At 40.9% G+C, this 18839-nt stretch carries 15 protein-coding genes; 5 read left to right on the top strand and 10 right to left on the bottom strand.

Features of this window, described 5'->3' with window-relative positions:
- Positions 1 to 48: 48 nt before the first annotated feature.
- A complete protein-coding gene (locus tag BN161_RS07705) occupies positions 49 to 1053 on the bottom strand; it encodes a class II fructose-bisphosphate aldolase (RefSeq protein WP_007212863.1) in 1005 nt (334 codons plus the stop codon).
- 281 nt (positions 1054 to 1334) lie between these two features.
- The gene (locus tag BN161_RS07700; RefSeq protein WP_044264604.1) at positions 1335 to 2342 is read right to left on the bottom strand and encodes an endonuclease/exonuclease/phosphatase family protein; all 1008 of its coding nucleotides are present in this window, start codon (positions 2340 to 2342) and stop codon (positions 1335 to 1337) included.
- A gap of 258 nt (positions 2343 to 2600) precedes the next feature.
- Between BN161_RS07700 and BN161_RS07695 the strand changes: the two genes are divergently transcribed.
- From BN161_RS07695 to BN161_RS07685, 3 genes are all read left to right on the top strand, one after another.
- The gene (locus tag BN161_RS07695; RefSeq protein WP_007212861.1) at positions 2601 to 2855 is read left to right on the top strand and encodes a type B 50S ribosomal protein L31; all 255 of its coding nucleotides are present in this window, start codon (positions 2601 to 2603) and stop codon (positions 2853 to 2855) included.
- 149 nt (positions 2856 to 3004) lie between these two features.
- Positions 3005 to 4984, top strand: coding sequence for a sensor histidine kinase (locus BN161_RS07690; protein WP_044264602.1), 1980 nt, complete (start codon positions 3005 to 3007; stop codon positions 4982 to 4984).
- A gap of 124 nt (positions 4985 to 5108) precedes the next feature.
- Positions 5109 to 6629, top strand: coding sequence for a M48 family metallopeptidase (locus tag BN161_RS07685; RefSeq protein WP_044264623.1), 1521 nt, complete (start codon positions 5109 to 5111; stop codon positions 6627 to 6629).
- A gap of 67 nt (positions 6630 to 6696) precedes the next feature.
- Here the strand turns inward: BN161_RS07685 and gcvT are convergent, their stop codons facing one another.
- The 3 genes from gcvT to BN161_RS07670 form a co-directional block, all read right to left on the bottom strand.
- A complete protein-coding gene (gene gcvT / locus BN161_RS07680; RefSeq protein ID WP_044264599.1) occupies positions 6697 to 7782 on the bottom strand; it encodes a glycine cleavage system aminomethyltransferase GcvT in 1086 nt (361 codons plus the stop codon).
- Between the two features lie 19 nt (positions 7783 to 7801).
- Positions 7802 to 9025 carry a peptidase T gene (gene pepT, locus BN161_RS07675; protein ID WP_044264593.1) on the bottom strand — a complete coding sequence of 408 codons (1224 nt, stop codon included), beginning with the start codon at positions 9023 to 9025 and terminating at the stop codon, positions 7802 to 7804.
- A gap of 160 nt (positions 9026 to 9185) precedes the next feature.
- Positions 9186 to 10598 carry an amidophosphoribosyltransferase gene (locus BN161_RS07670; protein ID WP_044264591.1) on the bottom strand — a complete coding sequence of 471 codons (1413 nt, stop codon included), beginning with the start codon at positions 10596 to 10598 and terminating at the stop codon, positions 9186 to 9188.
- Between the two features lie 169 nt (positions 10599 to 10767).
- On the opposite strand from BN161_RS07670, the gene BN161_RS07665 reads away from it, so the two are divergent.
- Entirely contained in the window at positions 10768 to 12165 is a 1398-nt protein-coding gene (locus tag BN161_RS07665; protein ID WP_044264586.1) for an MFS transporter, read from the top strand.
- 116 nt (positions 12166 to 12281) lie between these two features.
- Entirely contained in the window at positions 12282 to 13601 is a 1320-nt protein-coding gene (locus BN161_RS07660) for an ATP-binding protein (protein WP_044264585.1), read from the top strand.
- Positions 13602 to 13884: 283 nt separating this feature from the next.
- Here the strand turns inward: BN161_RS07660 and BN161_RS07655 are convergent, their stop codons facing one another.
- From BN161_RS07655 to BN161_RS07635, 5 genes are all read right to left on the bottom strand, one after another.
- Positions 13885 to 15027 carry a DegT/DnrJ/EryC1/StrS family aminotransferase gene (locus tag BN161_RS07655; RefSeq protein WP_044264584.1) on the bottom strand — a complete coding sequence of 381 codons (1143 nt, stop codon included), beginning with the start codon at positions 15025 to 15027 and terminating at the stop codon, positions 13885 to 13887.
- Between the two features lie 105 nt (positions 15028 to 15132).
- Entirely contained in the window at positions 15133 to 15723 is a 591-nt protein-coding gene (locus BN161_RS07650) for a sugar transferase (RefSeq protein WP_044264582.1), read from the bottom strand.
- A 12-nt stretch (positions 15724 to 15735) separates the two neighbouring features.
- Positions 15736 to 16560, bottom strand: coding sequence for a glycosyltransferase (locus BN161_RS07645; RefSeq protein WP_044264580.1), 825 nt, complete (start codon positions 16558 to 16560; stop codon positions 15736 to 15738).
- A gap of 4 nt (positions 16561 to 16564) precedes the next feature.
- Entirely contained in the window at positions 16565 to 17800 is a 1236-nt protein-coding gene (locus tag BN161_RS07640; protein ID WP_044264578.1) for a TolB family protein, read from the bottom strand.
- A gap of 1 nt (position 17801) precedes the next feature.
- Positions 17802 to 18839: glycosyltransferase family 2 protein (locus BN161_RS07635; RefSeq protein ID WP_052356205.1), on the bottom strand; the 1038-nt coding region annotated here is incomplete at its 5' end.

The raw sequence follows: 18839 nt of genomic DNA, 5'->3' as shown, positions 1-18839 counted from the left end.
CTGTCCTTTTTCAAGAGCAGCCTTCTATTCAGTCTAAAATCCTGTGGATTATTCAGCCAATTTACCGTCTGAACCAAGCACGTTGATGATCTTATGCATATACATCTTTTCCATGTTGTCACGAGCCGGGCCAAGATACTTACGCGGGTCAAACTCAGCCGGTTTTTCTGCGAATACCTTACGGATAGCAGCAGTCATAGCCAGACGAGAGTCTGAGTCGATGTTGATCTTGCAAACTGCAGACTTAGCAGCCTTACGCAGTTCTTCTTCAGGAATACCGATAGCAGCTTCCAGCTTGCCACCAAACTTGTTGATAGTTTCAACTTCTTCCTGAGGAACTGAAGAAGATCCGTGCAGTACGATGGGGAATCCCGGAAGTTTCTCCATTACAGCGTCCAATACTTCGAATGCCAAAGGAGGAGGTACCAAACGACCAGTCTTCGGATCTACGTGGCATTGTTCTGGTTTGAACTTGTATGCACCGTGAGAAGTACCGATAGAAATAGCCAAAGAGTCACAACCTGTGCGAGTAGCAAAGTCGATTACTTCTTCAGGGTCAGTATAAGTATGATGTTCAGCAGAAACTTCGTCTTCTACACCAGCCAATACACCAAGTTCGCCTTCTACAGTTACATCAAATTGATGAGCGTAGTCAACTACCTTCTTCGTCAAAGCAACGTTTTCTTCGTAAGGCAGGTGAGAACCGTCGATCATAACTGAAGAGAAGCCCATATCGATACAAGACTTGCAAGTTTCGAATGTATCTCCGTGGTCGAGGTGAAGAACGATTTCAGGGTGTTTGCAACCCAGTTCCTTTGCATATTCTACAGCACCTTCTGCCATGTAACGCAACAATGTCTGGTTAGCATATTGACGGGCACCTTTAGATACTTGGAGGATTACCGGAGATTTGGTTTCAACAGCAGCCTTTACAATAGCCTGCAACTGTTCCATATTATTAAAGTTGAAAGCCGGGATAGCATATCCACCTTTAATAGCTTTCGCAAACATTTCTCTTGTGTTTACGAGCCCTAAATCTTTGTAATTAATCATTTTGTTTAAAGTTTATTGTTAGTGAATAAAAATTCTACGCAAAAGTAAGCATTATCCTTCAAATGGAAGAACAGGTTGGGAATAAATTATCGTATTATCCGCATTGAAACAATTCTATTTTAAAGCTATTGGATGATTTTAACAGAATATTGTAATCTCTATGTTACAAACTCTTTTCATCTGTAGCCTTTATCAGCCTCTTCTGCATACCTTTATATAGATAACAAAAAAACCGGAAAGCAAGTTTAGCTTCCCGGTCTTCGTTTACACATTATTATATATTACTTTTTCAAATAAATGATAGTGGGTAAATGGTCGCTGTAGCCATTCAACCAAACACGTCCGCCGTGCGTGCGCAAGGGAGAGCCTTTGTACTTGCCATCCTGCTGAAAAAGATACTCACGGATAAAGACTTCATTATGATCGTACTTCAAACCTTTCTTGGCTTTCAGCAAAGGACGGGAGACTACAATCTGGTCGAACAAGTTCCACTTGCCACGATAGAGCAATGTTCCCACGCCTTTATCTTCAAGGGTTTCCCACCAGGGATTATAGAATTCGCCCTTCTTCACCTGCTTCGTATACTTGCGCGCGCCCAGTGTCGCCATGCTTTCGTCCATGGGATCGTCGTTCATATCTCCCATAACTATCAGTTTCAGTTTCTTGTCCGTACGCATCAGAGAGTCTGTCAATGCCCGCACCTGCTTGGCTGCATGTACACGTACCGGAGATTTAGCTCCACGGGAAGGCCAGTGATTGACGATGAAACAAACGCGTTCACCTGCCATCTGTCCGTCTACAATAAGGAAACCACGCGTCAAGTGCACAGTGTCCCCTTCAAAAGGAGTGGAAAGCACCAGTTTGGAATTGGTAACAGTGAATTGTTCCGGATCATAAAGCAAAGCGCAATCAATGCCCCGTTTATCCGGACCTTCGTAATGCACGAATTTATAGTCGGATATAGCCGGCTGGCTTACCAAATCTGTCAGTACCCGGTTGTTTTCAGCTTCGGCTACACCGATAACGGCAGGTCCTTCAGGTACGCGGTCTCGCGATACTTCACTCAGGACTTTGGCAAGGTTCTTCAACTTGGCCTCATACTTCTCAGCCGTCCATGCATAACTGCCAGAAGGTAAAAATTCAAGGTCGTTTTTACCTGCATCATGAATCGTATCAAACAGGTTCTCAAGATTATAAAACGCAACACTATACAGATCTCGCTCGTTCTGCTGGGCACCTGCCGTAGTGACGCAGAGCCATAGGGAAATTAAGAAAAGTAGCTTCTTCATGCTGAATATAAATTAAAATACCATGCAAAAATCTGAAATAAAAAGCGATAAACCTATTTTTTGAGGGAACTTTTTTCTAATTCGGAGAAATGCACTGCCTTTAAACAAAGGTAGACTGCACCTTAAGCAAAAATAAATCTGAATTTATTTTGTATTATCTTCGACTTGCACTATCTTTGCGCTCTGAAAAATAAGACCATTACACTATTTATTACCAAAATAGTAACTGAATATAATAATTAAAAAACAAATATTGAAATGAAAAAAGGTATTCATCCAGAAAATTACCGTCCGGTAGTATTCAAAGATATGTCTAATGGTGACATGTTCTTGTCTCGTTCAACTGTAAACACGAAGGAAACCATCGAGTTTGAAGGTGAAACTTATCCGTTGGTAAAGATGGAAATCTCTAACACTTCTCACCCGTTCTATACTGGTAAATCTACATTGGTAGACACAGCAGGTCGCGTTGATAAGTTCATGAGCCGTTACGGTGACCGTAAGAAGAAATAAATTTGGCCTCTTTTGGAGCTAAAAAAAGGGAGACTTTTCTATGAAGTCTCCCTTTTTTATTATCATCAACACATATATATATCGGTGAATTTCTATATATTTGTAGCTTCAAAAACAAATATAAATAGAGAACAGGACAATACTTTGCTATGAGAAGCTACTTGCCACTAATAGTAATGCTCTGTGCACTTTTATTTTCAACATCAATAAAGGCACAGCAAGAAGCGGAACAGTATTCTGATTCCCTTCCTTCATTCTTTTTAAAATTAAAGTCATACTACAATCAGCCGGACTTATTCCTTCCATACTGGGATAAGGTAAAAAAAGAAATAGAGACTGAAAAAGGAAACAAAACGCTCGACTTATACTATCTGTATAAGACTAAAGCCTGGTTTCATTATAAAGAAGGCGACCTGGACAGCCTGAAACAATACACCCCTATCATCAAAGATTTATGTCTTCAACTCCACAACTATACCGAATATTACAGGAATTGGAGCTTGCTTTGCGAAAATATCATATACTCCAGCGCTCCCGAAGACGACATGAAAGAGGTGGATAATATGTACAACGATGCACTGGAAAGGAAAAGCGACATCGGACTGGCATTCAGTTTAGCTGCAATAGCCAACTACTATGGTGCCAATAAAGACTATACCAAAGCTCAACCCTACCTAACACAAGCCATGCAACTGTTTAAGGACTTGAAATGCTGGGACGAATATACCACATTGAGTGCTAACTATATAATAATACTATTGAATACTAATAGAAAAGAAGAATCCAAAGCCGTATTTTATCATCTGGATTCATTAGCCAACGTATTCATCCGCGACGGAGAAAAAAGCATAGAAATAGAACGCATTTTAATGATAAAGGATATGGCTTCAGAAGTATTCAGAGAGCCGAAAGACACCGTCACCCTGAAAAAATATCTGAGCGAAATGGAGGAAATATATCAGAATAAGCCGAATGCTATCCGTATCTATTTATATAATAGTAAAGAAAAGTATGCCAGCCTTAAGAAAGACCGCACTGCAATGCTTGCTTATCAAGCTCTCGAAATGCAGTACTACAAGGATATCCGCAACATGACCAACCTAAAAAGAATATACAATAACATGGCCAGCGCCTTAGCGGAAAGCGAACAATATGAAGAAGCCTATCGCACACTGCGCAAATACATATCTTTAAGCGATTCGTTGTATCGGGAAGATTCACAGAAACGGCTCAATGAACTGTCTGCCCGCTATAACATGAATAAGCTGGAACTTGAAGCCCAGAAAATGAGTTTGCGTGCTCGCAATATACAATTCATTTATGCCTGTTCCCTGCTACTGGTATTAGCGGTGACCTTAATCATCGGCATTAAGTTCTACATGCACAAACTAAGAAACAACCGTTTGCTGCAGCAACAAGCGCAAGAACTTATAAAAGCCAATGAAAAGGCGCAACAAGCACAACTCATGAAGACTGCTTTCATACAGAATATGAACCATGAAGTACGAACGCCCTTAAATTCTATTGTCGGATTCTCCGAATGTCTGGCAGAAGTACCCATGAATCCGGAAGAAGGAAAAGAAATCAGCATTACCATCAGGAAGAACAGTAATAAACTATTGAAAATCATCAGTGATATACTCTCTATAGCCAATATGGACAGCGGAGAGAATATGCTAACAGAACAACAGATTTCCATAGACAATCTCTGTTCCGGTTTGATACGCGAGATGCAGGAACATGTCCAACCCGGAGTAAACTTACACTACACCCCTAACAAATCCGACTATATTTTAGTATCAAACGAGCATACTGTGCATCAGGTGCTCTACAACTTACTACACAATGCCTTGAAATTTACCCAAAGCGGCGAAGTGGAAATAAGCTATCGTATAGACAAGGATAAAAATGAATTAGGCTTCTATGTCCGAGATACAGGTCCCGGGATTCAAAGTGAACTGAAAGAAAAAGTATTCGAACGTTTTTATAAAGTAGACAGCTTCATGCCTGGTGCCGGATTAGGTCTGGCCTTATGCAAGATTCTTGCCGAGCGCGTAAAAGCCCGTGTATACTTGGATGACAGCTATCAGAAGGGGAGTTTATTTGTCTTTATGCATCCTTTGAAGTAACGCAGAATAGGAAACTCCCTACCACTTTGTAGGGAAAAGAATAGGGAAGAGGGAAAACTCTTTCCTATTTTTGTATCAGTCATTCTGATTGCAAGTCAATAATGTGAACCATAAACAAAGCAATATGAAACGTTTAATCACCTTCATCTTCCTTGCCGTTCTTCTCTCTACGGCAGGATTTGCCGCCAAACAGAAAGATTTGAGCGGCCCAATTGCCATAAAAGGCGAATTTAAGGAAAAGTATGAAGACTATCCGGCCGGTACTCCTGTAGTCATCCGGAGGGTCGTAAAAATGAGGTCAAAAGAACTGGGCGGTTCCGACATCTTTTATGCGGCTGACATCAACGGCGTGCAAATTGCCATGCCTGCTGCAGACATAAAGAAGGTAGCATTTCTATCTCCCGGAACCAATCAGGAGTTTTGGCAACAAATCTATTTGAAACAACATCTGTATGAGTACTTTGGTGAACAAGGGTATCACACCAAGTTGCGACGGGAGGTAAACGAAGAGTGCCTCGATTATCTGTACAAGTTGGAGGATATCGGCTATAATGATGACTTCATCACTTCATACGTACAAAGCATCTTTGCAAAACTGAGTGTCACCGGCCTTGATCCCAATCGTAACGAGCAATTGAACATACGCGTCATCCAGTCGCCCGAACCGGATGCTTATATGTTACCCAACGGAATAATGCTTATTAGTACCGGACTGCTCTGTACCCTTGACTCTGAAGATGAACTTGCCGCCATTATTGCCAATGAAATGGCGCATTTCGTACTCGACCATCAGATAAACAATATCTATCGTGCAGAACGTCGGGCCAAACGGGCTGCATTCTGGGGAACGGTTCTTGCCGTCACCGCCGAAGTGGCTTTGGATATAGCCTATTGGGACGATGATGACACGGCTTTAGGAGTAAGTGCCGTTGCCAGTGTCGGAAGCATTGCTGCCCTGCTGAATGTAAGTGTGGTGAATCGTCTAGGAATGAAATACAAAGATAAACAAGAACATGCGGCCGACCGGGTTGCACGTGAATTATTGAAATTCAAGGGTATGAACCCCGACGGATTACCCTCTGCCCTATCCAAAGTTATCGGCTACTATCATACGCAGCAACGCAGCAATGATCTGCTCCGTTACGGCAGCATCGACAATCTGAAAAAACGAATAGACAAAACAGGCAAGGCCGAAAATCAGAGTAGCCGTTCTTACCTCAAGGCAACATCGGATATCGTAACCTTCAATGCAGCCATGAATATGGCAGACCAGCAGTATATAGAGGCTATGCGATTAGTGGGAAAGAATATCAAAAACAATCTTGCTACCGATTACGATTATGTTATCTTAGTAAAATCTAAAATGGCACTTTATAACACCGAAGAAGTGAATAAAGAGTGTGTCGACCTGATTTGGAAAGCCAAAGAACTGGCAGGCGACAGCCCCAACCTCGATATATGCAAACAGGAAATCCTACTACTCATGCGGATGAATAAACAGGCAGAAGCTGCCAATAACCTGAAAGAGTACCTGACTCTGCTATCCCGATATCAAAAACAGGGAATACAGGAAGAAGACGGAGAATGGACAAGTCAGGAGATTAACTGGGCAAATCAGCTACTAGACAAAATCAGCAGACTGTAGAATATAGAAAAGGGCGTCCGAATCTCACTGATCAGACGCCCTTATTCTTTCAAACTATTATATGGATTTACTTGCGGAATGGCGGACGAACCACCACAGCTTTCAGCTTGCGTCCACGCATGTCAATGCAAATTTCCGTACCAACCTTGGTATACTCCGGTTTTACGTAACCCATACCGATACCAATCTTACGCGTAGGTGACATAGTACCCGAAGTTACTACACCGATAGCCTCACCGTCTGCGCTGAATAATTCATATCCATGACGCGGGATGCCCCGATCTACCATTTCGAAGCCGACAAGTTTACGAACTGTACCTTCTGCCTTCTGCTTCTCCAGTACCGGACGATTTGTGAAGTCCTTGCCTTCTACAAACTTGGTAATCCAACCTAATCCGGCTTCGATGGGTGACGTCGTATCATCCAGATCATTGCCATACAGGCAGAAACCCATTTCCAGGCGAAGCGTATCGCGAGCTCCCAGACCAATCGGTTTTATGCCGAACTCGGCACCTGCTTCAAACACAGCATCCCAAATCTTCACAGCTGCCTCAGGGTAGAAGTAAAGTTCAAAGCCTCCTGCACCGGTATAACCTGTATTGGAAATAATTACATCTTTCTCACCGGCAAACTCACCATGCGTAAAGGTGTAATACGGGAGTGACGACAAATCAATGTTTGTCAGTTTTTGCAAAGCAAGAATGGCCTTCGGCCCTTGCACAGCAAGTTGCGCCATGTGGTCGGAAGCATTTTCCAATTCGGCACCTTCGGTATTGTGCGAAACGCACCAGTTCCAGTCTTTCTCTATATTCGAGGCATTCACTACCAACAGGTATTTCTCCGGTTCATAATGATAGACCAGTAAATCATCTACAATACCGCCATCCTCATTAGGGAAACAGGTGTATTGCACCTTACCCGGAGTCAGGGCAGCCACATTATTAGAAGTCACTTTCTGAAGAAAGGCCAGTGCATGGGGGCCTTTCACCCAGAACTCTCCCATATGGGAAACGTCGAATACACCGACAGCATTACAAACAGTGAGATGTTCATCAATAATACCGGAATATTCTATCGGCATATTATACCCCGCAAACTCGTGCATCTTAGCACCCAGCGAGATATGTTTTTCGGTAAACGGAGTGGTTTTCATGTTTTAAGGTATTGAATTATTATTTAGTAGCAACAAGTTCGGCAATCTTCACAATGACATTCATCGCCTTTTCCATATTCTGGATAGGAACGAACTCATATCTTCCGTGGAAATTCAGACCGCCTGCAAAGATATTGGGACAAGGTAACCCTTTGAAAGAAAGTTGCGCACCGTCCGTACCACCACGAATGGGTTTCACATTCGGCTTCACGCCTACAGCTTCCATAGCGGCAAAAGCCGTATCGATGATGTGCATCACAGGCTCAATCTTTTCGCGCATATTGTAGTACTGGTCGCGAAGTTCAAGTTTGGCAGTACCTTCACCATATTCAGCATTGATTTTCTGAACAAACTTTTCTATCTCTTTCTTGCGATCTTCAAAGCGCACACGGTCATGGTCACGGATGATATAAGCAACTGTGGTTTGCTCCACATCACCATTAAAGCTGATGAGATGATAGAATCCTTCATAGCCCTCGGTATGTTCCGGTGTCTCATGGCTGGGCAACATGGCACAGAAGCGGTTAGCCACACGAATAGAATTAATCATTTTAGTCTTGGCATATCCCGGATGCACGTTGCGCCCTTTGAAAGTAATCTTGGCGGATGCTGCATTGAAATTCTCAAATTCCAGTTCACCGACTTCACCACCATCCATCGTATAAGCCCAGTCACAACCGAACTTCTCTACATCGAACTTATGCGCACCCAGTCCTATTTCCTCGTCCGGATTAAAACCAATACGGATTTTACCATGTTTGATTTCAGGATGGTCTTTCAGATATGCGATTGCGGAAACAATTTCTGCGATGCCGGCTTTATCGTCTGCGCCCAGCAATGTCTTGCCATTCGTCACGATAAGGTCTTCACCTTTATGGTCCAATAATTCGGGGAACTGTTCAGGAGAAAGAACTACATTCTCTTCTTCACAAAGCACAATGTTGGAGCCGTCATAGTTCTGAACAATGCGGGGCGACACATCCTTGCCACTCATATCGGGACTGGTGTCCATATGGGCGATAAAACCGATAGTAGGCAGCGATTTATCAATATTGGCCGGAAGCGTGGCGAACAAATAGCCGTGTTCATCCAACGTTATGTCTTCCAGACCTAAAGATTCTAATTCTTCTTTCAGATACTTGGCAAATACCATTTGCCCCGGAGTACTTGGAGTCACCTCGGTCTCTTCACTGGACTGGGTGTCGAAGCTTACATACTTCAAAAAACGTTCTACTAAAGCCATAATATTTACGAATTAATAATTTTCAATTTACGATTAAGAATATGAACTACCAATTATCTATCAACAGTAATCAACAGTTCTGCCGTAAAGGTAGAAAAAGGGGCGTGAACTGCCAAGCAATTCACGCCCCTTTTTACAAAATGTTAGTATTTAGAGTTACTTAAAAGCAACTACTTCCATCAAAACAATGTGTACAAACCTTACATTTCGGCAGTCCGATAGCCTCAATCAGAGTTTCCAGTGTATTAAATTTCAACGTAGTAAGCCCGAAACGCTCGGCAATAAGACTGACCATCTTCTCATATTCCGGAGAACCGGTAGTGGCATATTTCTCCAGATTTTTGTCTGCATCTCCCTCCAGTTCTTCTATAATGCGACGTGTAATCAGTTCCAACGGGCTCTTGGATGCCGTGAAACCTACAAACGGACAAGCATAAATCAACGGTGGACAAGCAATGCGGATATGTACTTCCTTGGCACCATATTCATACAGTACCTTCACATTATCCCGTAGTTGCGTCCCCCGTACTATGGAGTCGTCACAGAACAATAAGCGCTTACCTTCCAGCATGGCACGGTTCGGTATCAGTTTCATCTTCGCCACCAATGAGCGCATCTCCTGCTTACTGGGAGTGAAGCTGCGCGGCCATGTCGGTGTATATTTAGAAATAGCACGGTGATAAGGAACTCCTTTTCCTTCGGCATACCCCAGAGCCATACCTACACCGGAATCAGGAATACCGCAAGCACAATCTACTTCAGAATCATCGTTCTGCCCCATCTTCAAGCCACTGGTAAAACGCACTTCCTCTACATTACGACCTTCATAGCAGGAAGTGGGAAAACCGTAATACACCCACAGGAAAGAACAAATCTGCATCTTTTCCTCCGGCTTCCGCAGTTGTTCCACTCCATCGGCGGTCATACGAACAATCTCACCCGGACCAAGATAGCGGTCTATTTCATAATCCAGATTCGGGAAACTGCTTGACTCACTGGTTGCAGCGTATGCCCCTTCTTTCCGACCAATTACAATCGGAGTGCGTCCCCACTTGTCACGAGCGGCAATGATACTGCCATCTTCTGATAACAACAGCATAGAACAAGAGCCCTTGACACGGCGGTAAACATTTTCTATACCTTCTACAAAAGTTTTTCCTTGTATGATGAGTAGTGAGATAAGCTCGGTTTGATTGGTATTGCCTGAACTCAGTTCGGCGAAGTGCATATTTTGGGAAAGTAGCTCTGCTTCTATTTCTTCCAGATTCACAATTTTGGCTACTGTAACAATGGCGAAGCGTCCGAGGTGGGAGTTAATGATGATGGGTTGCGGGTCTGTATCGCTGATAATTCCTATTCCGACATTTCCTTTAAACTTATCCAGTTCGTCTTCAAACTTGGTTCGGAAATAAGTGCTCTCCAGGTTATGAATGGATCGGGCAAACATACCCTCTTCTGCATCATACGTGGCAAGTCCGCCCCGCTTAGTTCCTAAATGTGAATTATAATCTGTACCGTAAAATAAATCCGTCACACAGCTCGCTTTGGAGACTGTCCCGAAAAATCCTCCCATAAATCCTATTATTTATTATTGATTTTAGTATTGACGGGCACAAAGGTACAAAGAAGTTTCTTCTCCACGTTACTTTCCTACGAGACAATTTCTAAAAAAACTTATTTTTATGCATATCTCCGAACACCAGTTTCTACATTTTGTTTAACTCGCAGTAAAAAGAATTCATATGATTCAAGATGGAAAATCTCAGGAAATAGAAGAAACTGACGGGCTGCCATTTCCACAACGAATATGGGCGGTAGTGGCCATTGGATTTGCTCTCTGCATGTCAGTGCTCGATATCAATATCAGTACTGTAATCCTCCCTACCCTCGCACATGATTTTGGAACTTCGGACTCTGTGATTACCTGGATTGTCAATGGTTATCAATTGGCTATTGTAGTGTCATTACTTTCTTTTTCCGCATTAGGCGAAATCTTCGGATATCGTAAGGTATTCCTTTCCGGAATTGCTTTATTTTGTGTGACATCACTTATATGTGCCTTATCCGATTCCTTCTGGACTCTGACAACCGCCCGTATTTTCCAAGGATTCAGTGCATCAGCTATCACCAGTGTAAATACAGCCCAGCTTCGTCTTATCTATCCGAAAAAACAGATAGGACGTGGAATGGGGATTAATGCAATGGTAATTGCCATATCAGCGGCGGCAGGTCCTTCTGTTGCCAGTGGTATTTTGTCAATAGCTTCCTGGCACTGGTTATTTGCGATAAATTTGCCATTGGGGATCATTGCCTTGATATTGGGAATCAAGTATCTTCCTGAACAAAAGGAACTATCGAAACGTAAGTTTGACGTTATCAGTGCGGTGGCTAATGCTGTTACTTTCGGATTATTGATTTATACATTGGATGGTTTTGCGCATCATGAACGCTATGATTATCTGATTCTTCAATTAGTGATATTAATTATTGTAGGTACTTACTATGTACGTCGGCAGTTGGGGCAAGAGTCCCCCCTGTTGCCGTTAGACTTACTGAGAATCCCCATTTTCAGGCTCTCGATTCTGACTTCCATCTGTTCATTCACCGCGCAGATGCTGGCTATGATTTCGCTGCCCTTCTTTCTACAAAACACATTGGGACATAGCGAAGTCATGACGGGACTCCTACTGACTCCTTGGCCTCTCGCCACACTGTTTGCTGCACCGGCCGCCGGCTACCTAGTAGAACGTATTCACCCGGGAATATTGGGAAGTATCGGGATGGGAATATTCTGTATAGGTCTTTACTCGCTTTCGATGTTGGACGCAGAATCATCGATTGTCAGTATCTGTTTACGGTTAGCTCTTTGTGGAGTCGGATTCGGACTCTTTCAGACACCGAATAACAGTACAATGATTGCTTCCGCACCCAAACAGCGTTCCGGTGGAGCCAGTGGAATGATGGGAATGGCACGGCTCATGGGGCAGACATTCGGAACGACGCTTGTGGCATTATTATTCAGTTGGGTAGCAGGAAGTGAGAACACGGAGGTGTGTTTGATAACGGGGAGTATGTTTGCACTGATTGCTGCGGTAGTGAGCAGTTTGAGGTTATCGCAGCCGGCGGCGCTTAAAGAATAAAAGAATATCAGAAACAGAGGTGTAATCTTGTATGTTTCCATAAAATCTCCTATTTTTGTAACCACGGTTAATTTAACCGCCGTGAAATTAACCATCGTTACAATAGGAAACTCATTATGAAATTCTACAACCGCGAGAAAGAATTGGACGAACTGCAAAAAGTGCGTGAGTTAGCTTTTTCAGAACATTCAAAGCTAACAGTTTTGACAGGGCGTCGACGTATAGGCAAAACAAGCCTGATATTTAAGAGTTGCGAAAACACTCCTACTCTTTATTGGTTCGTCAAACGAAGTAATGAGGCAGATTTGTGCTCTAAGTTTGCAGAAACCGTTGCCCAGGTTTTAAATATAACTATTCCCGGAAAGATATACAACTTCACTGAACTCTTTGAGTTTGTTATGGAACAGGGCATCCGGAATAAATTCAATTTAGTTATCGATGAGTTTCAGGAATTCTATAATATCAATCCCTCCGTTTACAGTGGCATGCAGGACATTTGGGACCGTTTCCGTACCCGAACAAATGTCAACCTCATCGTCAGTGGCTCTGTATACACATTAATGGAGCAGATATTCAAGAATGCCAAAGAACCATTATATGGAAGGAGTGACAGAGTTTTGAAATTGTATCCCTTTACCACTGATGTTATCAAACAAATACTACATGATTACAAACCTGACTACATGCCTGATGACTTACTGGCACTCTACACATTTACCGGAGGCGTCCCTAAATATATAGAATTATTAATGGATGCCGGAACAACTGAAATGGAAAGCATGGTTGACTTCATGGTACAGCCCGACTCTCCCTTTATAGATGAAGGAAACACTTTATTAATACAAGAATTCGGAAAGAAATACGGCAATTATTTCTCTATTATAGGAGCTATTGCCGAGGGAAGGAATACGATTACTGAAATGGAAGCGAAGTTAGGAATCAGCCTAGGCGGATATCTGAAACGCCTGGAAGAAGATTATAGCATAGTTTCCAAAAAGCGCCCTATATTCTCGAAAGAAGGGACGCAAACCGTAAGGTATGAAATATCCGATCCATTTTTACGTTTCTGGTTCCGGTATTTCGATAAATATCAATCATTGCTGGAGATACGGAACTTCAGCGGATTAAGTAGCATTATTAAAAGAGACTATCCTACTTATTCAGGTTTCATGTTAGAGGACTATTTCCGCCAGAAAATGATAGAGAGCAGGGAATTTCTGAATATCGGCTCTTGGTGGGAAACTAAAGGTAATGCTAATGAGATAGATATAGTGGGGATTTATTTATTTGAGAAAAAAGCACTTATTGCAGAAGTTAAACGATTGCGAAAGAATTTCAAACCTGAGTTGTTCCAAAGCAAGATAGAAGCGATTCATAAAAAAGTACTTTTCAAATATGAGATTGAGGGAAAATGCTTGACGTTGGAGGATATGTAATAAGATAGAATCGTACCACTCATACTCAAATATACCACCTAAAAAGTGGTATATAATTCATAAATCCAACGCATCCACTATTTATAGGCAGTAAGATGATGCCACAAAGATAAAGACTTTATTTAGAAGACGGAAAAAAGCAATTAAGTGCTTACATTTCGAATATACACCATCAGCTACAATACTTGGTTTCTAAAGAAAAAATCCCTGAAACTCACTTTTATTATGAGCTTCAGGGATTCTCCATATATAGACCACTTACATTAAATCTCAAACAACAAGCCTATAACCCTTTACAACATGCCTTTATTTGCTCTACAATATATGCCACATCTTCATCCGTCACCCAAGGACCGGCAGGAATACATAAACCCATATTAAACAAACGTTCAGAAACACCATTCACATAGCAAGGATTATGGGCATAGACAGGCTGTAAATGCATAGGTTTCCACAAGGGACGGGTCTCAATTCCCCGTTCATCCAGTTTACGGCGGACCTCATCATAGCTAGTGCCGGTCTTCACAGGATCTATCAGAATAGTAGACAGCCAATAATTAGCGTTGAAACGATCATCAGGATTAGATTTCAACGTTATACCATCCACACCTTCAAAAGCCTTCTCATAAAGAGCATGTACATGACGATGATGCGCTATATGCTCATCCAATACGGTCATCTGACCACGACCGATACCAGCACAGATATTACTCATACGATAATTGTAACCGATCTTTTCATGCTGGTAATGAGGAAAAGGTTCACGAGCCTGCGTAGCGTAAAACATTGTCTGCTTCTTGGTGCTTTCATCAGGAACGATCAAAGCGCCGCCACCCGAAGTAGTGATCATCTTATTACCATTAAAAGACAACACGCCAAAGGTACCAAAAGTACCGCACTTCTGGCCATTAAACTCAGAACCTAAAGCTTCCGCAGCATCCTCCAGCACTGGAATATCATATTTAGCGGCTATCGCGCAAATCTCATCAATCCTGGCAGGCATACCGTAAAGATGAACAGGAAGAATAGCTTTCGGCTTCTTACCTGTCTTTGCGATTCTGTCTTTGATGGCTTCTTCCAGCAAAACAGGGTCCATATTCCAGGTATCCTCCTCACTGTCGATAAACACAGGTTTAGCTCCCTGGTAAGCTACAGGATTGGCTGACGCACAGAACGTAAACGACTGGCAGATAACCTCATCACCGGCTCCTACACCAAGTTGGATTAATCCCAGATGGATAGCTGCCGTACCCGCAGATAAAGCAACAACTTCCTTATCCTGTCCTACAAAATGTTTCAATTCATCTTCGAAAGCATTCACGTTGGGGCCCAAAGGAACAACCCAGTTCGTATCAAAAGCTTCCTTAATAAAAGCCTGCTCCTTGCCGCTCATGTGAGCCAAGCAAAGATAAATTCTTTTGTCCATTAAATTATATGATTAAAAAGAAAACGATAAATAGAAAAGTACGAGTATAAAAAGCAAGGCTATTTACGCCATAGATAATAAGGCACAAATAACCATTTTACGATATTACAAATCTTTCCCAAGTAGTGTATAAATAATGATTTTGATATCATTCCCAAAAGACCAATTATCCAAATATTCTATATTGATTTTCACCTTATCTGGAAACAGTACCTCATTATTAAACTTTTGAGGATCTTCTTGTTCTGCCAGTAATTCTTCTTCATTACGATATTTCAAACTGGCAGGACCGGTTATTCCGGGTTTCAAGAGAAGTATCCTCCTGTCCTCCCCTTCCAGTTTATCAGCATAGCCCGGTACATCGGGACGTGGCCCTACAAAGCTCATATCACCTATCAATACATTCCATAGTTCCGGTAATTCATCTAATTTATACTTACGTAATTTGGCTCCCAGAGGAGTAATACGACTTTCTCCTTTTACAGATATGGAACTTCCAGAATGACTTACGGCCATAGAACGGAATTTGTACATCGTAAATAATCGTCCGTGTTGTCCAACTCTTTTCTGCTTAAATATAATAGGACCTCCAGGCATCTTTGTCCGAATAAGAATAGCAACAACAAGCAAAACTAGAGACAATAATATTAGACCTAAGAATGAAACTAACCGATCAAAAAAGGACTTACAAAACATAAAGTAATTCTATTAGCGGAAACGGTATGCCAACTTCTTCAACCAAACAGGAGATATCGTTATGACAAACATTACCAAAGCAAAACAATATGCTCCTATTCCATAACCAAGCCCTTTGTTTATCATAAAACGATCTTTCAAACTTTTCTTTGCAAATGCTAATCCATTACGACGTCTTTTAAAGAGGTCATTGGTCATTCTAAAGTGAAGAATGACATCCGGGATATTAGCGATTTGACAACCTTTCATTAACCCATCAAACCATAATAACGTATCTTGGTTCTGCTTATAGTCAGATCTATAATAACAACCAGCTTTTTCAAAATAACTATATCTAAACATAACGGCTGGATGAGCCAAAGGATTTCTTCGAGCAAAAAAGTTCCTACATGCGATTGGGGTTAAAGGATATGTAATGCGTTTCCCCCTTAAAAGACCTCCTTCATCAATCTCTTCAATCGCACCTCCTACAACATCTATCTCTGGATGAGATTTCAAATAAAAAAGCTGCTTTTCTAACCGATTTGGTATTGCTATATCATCTGCATCCATACGGGCAATAAACTCAATCTTTTCTTTCCTGCAAAGACTTATCAAGTCATTTAATACTATAGCAAGACCACGATTTTTTTTAAAATATAAAATTTCAACATTACTACAGTTCTCATAACGCTCCAAACAAATCTTCAACACAGAATCGATCGGACCATCAACACCAACATATATAATGATATTATGATATGTTTGGCTTAATATACTATTAATAGAAAGATCAAAATACTCCGCTTTATCCCGCTTATAAACGGGTAAAAGTACTGCAACTAAATTGCCATCCATTATTTTAGAGTTTAACGATATATAGGCCTCTATGTCCTTCAAATACAGAATCAAAACAAATCATTTTACCATCACGACTCCACCTTGGATGTAAATCACACCGAGTGTCATTATCATATTTGAATGGAGCAAACACGCGCGCAACGACCTTCACATCAACCCCACTTAGAATTCTAATAGATGCAATCCTTGCTCTATCCGGATAACTATCTGTAACAACCAATGAACCATTAGGCGAGTAACTGGGATGTCCATCAGCACATAATTCAGGCCACACATGTTTATATTCTTTCGTTTTATCTCTCATCAAATAATAACCAGGACCTGAATGATGCTTATTTTCAAAAGCCAATATTTCATCATCATTTTTCCAATAACAATGGCTCACCATATCATCATCGCTCAAGTTATACATATCATGTCCGTCTATATTACAAGTAACCAGTCGAGTATATTTTCTATGTCCCTTCAACCAACGATGCAGAACCATAAATCGTTTCCCATTAGGACTTATCATCAAATGATTCACTTTATGCTCTGCATCTATCATCTCATTGCGAGGTTCAAAAGAGGCAAAATCTGTATATTTCAACAAAGGAGTTACTCCCCTCGACCCCAAATCAATTTTCCAAATACAAGTAGTATCAGGTAGCCTTTCATCCTTAGTTATTTCATCCATATTAGCATATCCATAACCTTTCCGCAATCTATGCAGGCGAGTAAAGTCAAGAGATAATGCAGTAATACCATCAGAAGATACAGCATAAATGGGACAATCAACAACTCTTTCCTTTCCTGATTCTATATTAAGTATTACCGAACAAAAACATCCACCTCTGAAATCATTATATATTACATATTTGTCAAAATCAGGCCCCAGCCACTGAAGCATACAACCCTGCTGTACATTCCAAGAATGGCTCTCACCCAACTTTCTTACGAAATTGTTATTTTGTGTATCAATCAACAACAAATCCACTGGAACTAAAGGCGAGACTTCACTCCATGTATCCTCAGTTTTCATACAAAGCATATATCTTCCCGAAGCATCCCAAGGCGATTTATCATAATAGCCAAAAAAATACTCTGCATCATCATCTGGTGATACTTTTATGATATTTCCTTCTGATTTTATCTTAGGAGATATTGCATATATCGATGACTGATACACCCTCTTCACTACCTTCTTTATAGTAGGAAATTTGTTTAACTGGTAATTTATAGTTTGTTCAATACTCATCTTATTTCAGTTTTTTATAGACCTTCAAGGGAAATTCTAATAACTTTATATGAATGCACAAAACAACAACCATTAGTTTTCGACTTAAAGGAATCGGAGAATCTAACAATATCATAAGATTTCTACGCAAATTCCGAGTCAATTGTCGCACCGTAGATTTTCTATCAATTGAAGAATCGGCAATGCCATAAAAAGCAATTTTGCAAAGTAAAGAAAAGTCAGTTCTAGCCCGTTTAACCTCACCTAATTTTCGAACTAATGCTGACTCATTCCGAATTGTTAATTTATATAGTTCTTCCGCTGCGTCATACAAATCATAATCCTTACGTTGCAAACCTCCTAAAGAAAGACTATTACCTGACTGATAATAGAAATATTTAATTTTATTACTTACAATCATAGTTTTACAATTAGCCAAAGCCATATATTTATAATCTATGTCTTCATTAATTTTTCCATCTCTAAAGCGAATAGAAGAAAGTGATTTTTTTTTTAAAAGACATCTCCAAACCGAATAGCCACCAGAAGATATAGTTGTAACAATCATAAAATGTTCCAAAATCCGTTCTGATTTATAAAAATGAACGATTTCATCTTTATTATCAACCATATGATATTCATCCGATACTGCTTTATAATTAATCTCCACTACATCCGCACTATATAAATTCATGAGATTCATACAGTATTCATACATATCAGAAGCTATCCAATCATCACTATCTACAAAAGCAATATATTCTCCCGTTGCAATCTCCATTCCACAATTTCTTGCAGACGACAATCCACCATTCTTTTTATGAGTAACCTTTATCCTACTATCTTTGATAGCCAATTCATCACACAAGATTCCTGAACTATCCGAACTTCCATCATCAATGAGAATAATTTCTAAATTACTATAGGTCTGTTTGATAACCGAGTTAACACAACGGTCAAGATATTTTTCGACATTGTAGACAGGTATTATTATTGATATTAAAGGCTGATTCATGTTCTTGATTTTTTTTAACATTTTATTAACTATACAGTTAGTACT

This window comes from Bacteroides timonensis, from assembly GCF_000513195.1.
In the GTDB taxonomy this organism is placed as follows: Bacteria; Bacteroidota; Bacteroidia; order Bacteroidales; family Bacteroidaceae; genus Bacteroides; species Bacteroides timonensis.
Note: the sequence above shows the minus strand (reverse complement) of the source record. Positions and strands in the feature narration are given on the sequence as shown.

What these genes read in the sequence shown, in the direction of transcription:
- BN161_RS07705 (WP_007212863.1), bottom strand. Translation starts at nt 1,053, where the DNA reads ATGATTAATTACAAAGATTTAGGGCTCGTAAACACAAGAGAAATGTTT.
- BN161_RS07700 (WP_044264604.1), bottom strand. Translation starts at nt 2,342, where the DNA reads ATGAAGAAGCTACTTTTCTTAATTTCCCTATGGCTCTGCGTCACTACG.
- BN161_RS07695 (WP_007212861.1), top strand. Translation starts at nt 2,601, where the DNA reads ATGAAAAAAGGTATTCATCCAGAAAATTACCGTCCGGTAGTATTCAAA.
- BN161_RS07690 (WP_044264602.1), top strand. Translation starts at nt 3,005, where the DNA reads ATGAGAAGCTACTTGCCACTAATAGTAATGCTCTGTGCACTTTTATTT.
- BN161_RS07685 (WP_044264623.1), top strand. Translation starts at nt 5,109, where the DNA reads ATGAAACGTTTAATCACCTTCATCTTCCTTGCCGTTCTTCTCTCTACG.
- gcvT (WP_044264599.1), bottom strand. Translation starts at nt 7,782, where the DNA reads ATGAAAACCACTCCGTTTACCGAAAAACATATCTCGCTGGGTGCTAAG.
- pepT (WP_044264593.1), bottom strand. Translation starts at nt 9,025, where the DNA reads ATGGCTTTAGTAGAACGTTTTTTGAAGTATGTAAGCTTCGACACCCAG.
- BN161_RS07670 (WP_044264591.1), bottom strand. Translation starts at nt 10,598, where the DNA reads ATGGGAGGATTTTTCGGGACAGTCTCCAAAGCGAGCTGTGTGACGGAT.
- BN161_RS07665 (WP_044264586.1), top strand. Translation starts at nt 10,768, where the DNA reads ATGATTCAAGATGGAAAATCTCAGGAAATAGAAGAAACTGACGGGCTG.
- BN161_RS07660 (WP_044264585.1), top strand. Translation starts at nt 12,282, where the DNA reads ATGAAATTCTACAACCGCGAGAAAGAATTGGACGAACTGCAAAAAGTG.
- BN161_RS07655 (WP_044264584.1), bottom strand. Translation starts at nt 15,027, where the DNA reads ATGGACAAAAGAATTTATCTTTGCTTGGCTCACATGAGCGGCAAGGAG.
- BN161_RS07650 (WP_044264582.1), bottom strand. Translation starts at nt 15,723, where the DNA reads ATGTTTTGTAAGTCCTTTTTTGATCGGTTAGTTTCATTCTTAGGTCTA.
- BN161_RS07645 (WP_044264580.1), bottom strand. Translation starts at nt 16,560, where the DNA reads ATGGATGGCAATTTAGTTGCAGTACTTTTACCCGTTTATAAGCGGGAT.
- BN161_RS07640 (WP_044264578.1), bottom strand. Translation starts at nt 17,800, where the DNA reads ATGAGTATTGAACAAACTATAAATTACCAGTTAAACAAATTTCCTACT.